Origin of the sequence: Albidovulum sp., from assembly GCF_049646345.1 — a bacterium.
In the GTDB taxonomy this organism is placed as follows: Bacteria; Pseudomonadota; Alphaproteobacteria; order Rhodobacterales; family Rhodobacteraceae; genus Albidovulum.
Genome location: NZ_JBARVQ010000255.1, coordinates 1 through 4,266 on the forward strand (window position 1 = coordinate 1; position 4,266 = coordinate 4,266).

General features: G+C 59.3%; 5 protein-coding genes and 1 pseudogene. 5 read left to right on the forward strand and 1 reads right to left on the reverse strand.

From position 1 onward, the window contains the following. Window positions 1-234 precede the first annotated feature (234 nt). The 4 genes from WBB85_RS06045 (at window position 235) to WBB85_RS06060 (ending at window position 2,804) form a co-directional block, all read left to right on the forward strand. Window positions 235-621, forward strand: coding sequence for a helix-turn-helix domain-containing protein (locus WBB85_RS06045; RefSeq protein ID WP_432637732.1), 387 nt, complete (start codon window positions 235-237; stop codon window positions 619-621). 200 nt (window positions 622-821) lie between these two features. After that, complete coding sequence (locus tag WBB85_RS06050) at window positions 822-1,550, forward strand: hypothetical protein (RefSeq protein ID WP_432637733.1); 729 nt, start codon at window positions 822-824, stop codon at window positions 1,548-1,550. 154 nt (window positions 1,551-1,704) lie between these two features. Continuing rightward, window positions 1,705-2,292, forward strand: a complete 588-nt coding sequence (locus WBB85_RS06055; RefSeq protein ID WP_432637734.1) for a tail fiber protein — start codon at window positions 1,705-1,707, stop codon at window positions 2,290-2,292. A gap of 59 nt (window positions 2,293-2,351) precedes the next feature. Then, complete coding sequence (locus WBB85_RS06060) at window positions 2,352-2,804, forward strand: hypothetical protein (protein WP_432637735.1); 453 nt, start codon at window positions 2,352-2,354, stop codon at window positions 2,802-2,804. Window positions 2,805-2,961: 157 nt separating this feature from the next. Here the strand turns inward: WBB85_RS06060 and WBB85_RS06065 are convergent, their stop codons facing one another. Continuing rightward, window positions 2,962-3,648 (reverse strand): response regulator transcription factor, encoded by a 687-nt coding sequence (locus WBB85_RS06065; protein ID WP_432637736.1) that lies wholly within the window; start codon window positions 3,646-3,648, stop codon window positions 2,962-2,964. A gap of 159 nt (window positions 3,649-3,807) precedes the next feature. Here WBB85_RS06065 and WBB85_RS06070 point away from each other — a divergent pair. Beyond that, window positions 3,808-4,266 (forward strand): annotated as a pseudogene (locus WBB85_RS06070) (GTP cyclohydrolase II); the annotation flags it as partial.

Below are 4,266 nucleotides of genomic sequence, written 5' to 3' on the forward strand. Positions count from 1 at the left end.
CCTCTGGCGCGCCGCAGGGCAGGTCTGCGACCTCTTCACCGAGGAGGAATGCTACAACTCCTTCAAGGCCGCAGGATATGAAACCGATTAGGCGCAACACGCTCTAGCGGTGTTTGCAGATCGGAAATACCTGCGGCGCGATGTTTTTCGTCGGCCATACGTGACGCTAAGCTATAGAAAATAAAGAAATAGTATCGCCGGGCTGACTGTTCATTTGGCCTGAAGGAATATTCCATGACATATGATAACGACGCCAGCAAACGGGGCGAACGTATCCGGCATGCGATCAAGATCGCCGGGCGACCCAAGCTCATGGCACTGGCTGCGAGCCTTGATGTATCGCCCGCCGCATTGTCAAAATGGCGATATGGCCAGAACATTTCCCTCGAAAACATCTGTCGGCTGGCTCTTCAACTGGATGTTTCGCTTGATTGGTTGTTGCTGGAGCGGGGCAGCCCGAAATCCCATCGCGACGCAAACGGATCGCGAACGGACCAGGAGCTTGTTGAATTGTTGACCCTGCGCCCGACGAAGATCACGAAATTGCTGACAGCCCTGGTGCGCGAGATCCCTGAAAAACACCCGCGCCCCTTTGAAGCGGCCAGTTATTCCGAAATCTGAACCTGGCGGCAACACTGGCTGGAAACGGATGCCGCTGAAACCCGAGCGAACTTCCGTACGGTCTGCAATTTCTCTGGGCGAAAAACCGACGCGAGATTTTACCATAGGGAAACAGCCAAGGCGGGATTTCACCTCAATCTTTCTCTACCCCTAAATGTATCGGGGGGTGTCGTTTCAACCCTTTGGGGCTGCGGCATCAGATGCCCGATTTGTCCAACGAAGAGGAAGAACAGATGAGTTTGCATATCAGCTATGTCGACAACCTTTTGTCTCAGGAAGCGCGCAAAGCCCAGTCTGCCAAGGATGCGCTGACCCAGGGAACCCAGTATTCCATGACACTCAAAAACCAGGCGGCCCAGCCATGGACCTTCTATGTCTATCAAAAAATGCCGGCTCAGGTGGCTGATGTCTTCTCGCTTGCCTGGTTCTGCTCTCCCTATCAGATCAGGGTCGGCGACCAGATCCGGTTTACCTGGGAAATCGACTACAATTTCGTGTGGAGCGATTCCGGCCAACTCATTCCCGGCGTCGACTTTTATGCGTCCGGCAAGAAGGATTGCAGCCCCGCAGGCAAAAACACGACGGAGTTTTCGCTGACCCCGGGTCCCGGCCTGAGCGATCCGGTGCAAGGGCCGCCTGCCGGTTCTCTGGTCATCAACGATGCCGCAGATGTTCCGAACAACCGCTATTCGGTCGGGATCGGCATGTCCGGTACCGGGTCCTACGCGGTGCAGGCGGGCACCAACCTGTCCCACACATTCACCCCGACACCCAGCTATTGGATCGCTGCCGGTACGAATGTGAAGATCGGTACAGTCCTGAATATTAACACGGTGGGGCTGACATCGGAAGTGAAGTTCCCGGCCGCGACCTATGACATGAACTGCGTGCTGAACGGCAGCAACGCATGGGATATCAGCCCGGCCTGATCTTTTTGCCAGCCCACATCCGGCGCTGTGCCCGAACAGCGCGGCGCCGGACGGAAGCGGGGTGTCGGGTATGTGCCCCGATCACTGGTTCGCCACCACAATCCAGACCGCCCCGCTTCCATTCACCGCCACTTTTCAGACCGAAGGACAGACAATGTTTTCAGCCCCGCCCGTGGGTTCGGTTTGCCCGTTTGCCGGGCAGGTCGACCCTGTGTCAGGCGCCCGGAATTCGATCTGGGCCAATGCCGCCTGCGCCAGCACCGGCGCAACCCCGGCAAACCCGGCCGACGCCCCCCTCAATCACCTTGAAAGCCAGGGCTGGATGCTCTGCGATGGCCGCTATCTGATTGTGAATGCCTATCCCGAACTCCATGCCGTGATCGGATCGCTTTACGGGGACCGGACAACCGGCAGCGATGTGGAATTTCGTATCCCGGATTACCGCGGGCTTTTCCTGCGGGGGTTCGATGCGGGCGCAGGGATGGACCCGGACGCCAAACAGCGTTGGGACCCGACCGGCAACAACACTGCGAATGTGGTCGGCTCGCTGCAATGCGACGCCATGCAGGAGCACACGCACAATTATGACGTGACCCAACCCGCCGCGATTTCCCAGCAGGGCAGCGCTGCGGGAACCTCCACCACGAGCAAGCCAACAGGTGCCCCCAACTCTCCCGCCCGTACCACGACCGAAACGCGGTCCCGAAACGTCGCCGTCAACTACATCATCAAGTTCCGCTGAGCCAAAGCGGCACATCCGGCACGACACGCCCCCACCCCACATCGACAGGAGAACAATCGATGACATCGAAAACACGGACCACACTCGCAGGCCTAACACTCGCGCTGCTCTGCACCACCACTTTGCCCGGAACCGCACAAGAAAGCGCAGACGCCGTCATGGACGGAGTGACGCCGGTAACGACAGGTGTGGTGATCCGGGGCGTAACAATCGGCGGCCCGGCTGGCGCTGCGGGAACCACGACCGGCACCACCTGTTCTTTCGGACGCGAAGAGGTAGACATCAATGGTCGCATTCTGGGTGCCAGCGTGAACTGCCGACCCGGCGGTAATCTGGCGAATACGCTGCAAGGGTTGCCCCTGCGGTTCGATGCCTACTGCGTGATCAACGCACCGGTCAAAAGCGCGCGCCTGATTGAGGCGGACGTGCCGGACAATCCCAATCATTGCGATCTGTCGGGCATCACGCCAAAAGATGCGGAAGGCCAGTTCAAGGGAGCGGTTTGGAGGTAAAACCCTCTCCGTCTGTCCGGTCATGTCCGGATGGCTGTCACCCCTTGAGACGCGCTTTTCGGCTTCGTCCAAAAAAAAGGCCGGGCACAAGGCCCGGCCAGTCCAACAGGGAGGATGCCGCATCATTGCCCCGGTGCGGCGAGGGGATTCGATTGTCTCATGCTACGAGACGGTAACCACCACTTTCCGTAACAAGAAGGCGCGCATTTGACGGATCTGGTTCTATTTTTTGTCTTAATCGGTAAATGTGTGTTTCCAAAGTGTGTGTAGTCACACCGGCATTGTAGCCCCAGACCTCATGCAGCAGCACATCGCGGGCCACGACACCTTCCGTCGCGCGGTAGAGGAACTTGAGGATATTCGTCTCTTTCTCGGTCAGACGGATCTTCCGTTCCTTCTCATCGATCAGCATCTTCATGGCCGGTTTGAACGTATAGGGTCCAAGCTGGAAAATCGCGTCCTCGGATTGCTCATGTGTGCGCAACTGGGCACGGATACGGGCCAGCAATACGGGGAACTTGAACGGCTTGGTGATGTAGTCATTGGCACCAGCATCAAGGCCGAGGATCGTATCGGCATCGCCGTCATGGCCTGTCAGCATCAGGATCGGGCATTTGACGCCCTGCTTGCGCATCTTCTTGCACAGCTCGCGCCCATCCGTGTCGGGCAGGCCGACATCGAGGATGACCAGATCGTAGATGCCTTCCTTGACCTTCTCGATCGCGTCATGGCCGTTCCCGGCCTCAAAGACGTCGAAATCCTCGGTCGAAACCAGCTGCTCGGCAAGCGCTTCGCGCAGATCCTCCTCGTCATCGACGAGCAGGATTTTCTTAAGATTGGCCATGACTCGTGTCTCCTTCTTCCCCAATGAGATGCGTCTGAGGGGGGCTTTCGGCAAGTCACGCGCCCGCGATTTCACGCGCTCGTGTCGCAAGGCCGGGAAATGTTTCAATTTATGTCGCGCCAGACTATCTAGGGGGTGAAAGACAGTGCGGATTGTAACATGCAACTTGGCCCCGATATCGTCGAACGCCTGAACCGCGCCCGTGCCGATCTGCGCATGGGGGTGCCGGTGGTGCTGACCGCCGGTGGCAATGCGGTGCTGGCACTGGCAGCCGAGGCGCTGGTGCCTGCCCGTTTCGCGGCGCTCTCGGCGCTCGGGCCTGCACTTATCGCAATCACCTCCAGACGGGCCGAAACGCTGAAAGCCCGCGCCTATGACGGCGATATTGCCCGGCTGATCGTGCCCGGCGATGCGACACCGGCCTGGGTCACGGCCATCGCCGATCCCGCCGACGATCTGCGCTCACCGATGAAGGGGCCGTTCCTCTCGGCGCGCGACGGCGATGCGACCCTTGCCCGTGCCGCGATCCAGCTTACGAAATCCGCGCGTCTCTTGCCCGCTGCCCTGCTGGTTCCCCTGCCCGACCCGGCCGGGATTGCCGCCGCCGAGGGGCTGACC

Coding starts and splice junctions, on each gene's coding strand:
- WBB85_RS06055 (WP_432637734.1), top strand. CDS start 1,705: ATGTTTTCAGCCCCGCCCGTGGGTTCGGTTTGCCCGTTTGCCGGGCAG.
- WBB85_RS06045 (WP_432637732.1), top strand. CDS start 235: ATGACATATGATAACGACGCCAGCAAACGGGGCGAACGTATCCGGCAT.
- WBB85_RS06060 (WP_432637735.1), top strand. CDS start 2,352: ATGACATCGAAAACACGGACCACACTCGCAGGCCTAACACTCGCGCTG.
- WBB85_RS06050 (WP_432637733.1), top strand. CDS start 822: ATGCCCGATTTGTCCAACGAAGAGGAAGAACAGATGAGTTTGCATATC.
- WBB85_RS06065 (WP_432637736.1), bottom strand. CDS start 3,648: ATGGCCAATCTTAAGAAAATCCTGCTCGTCGATGACGAGGAGGATCTG.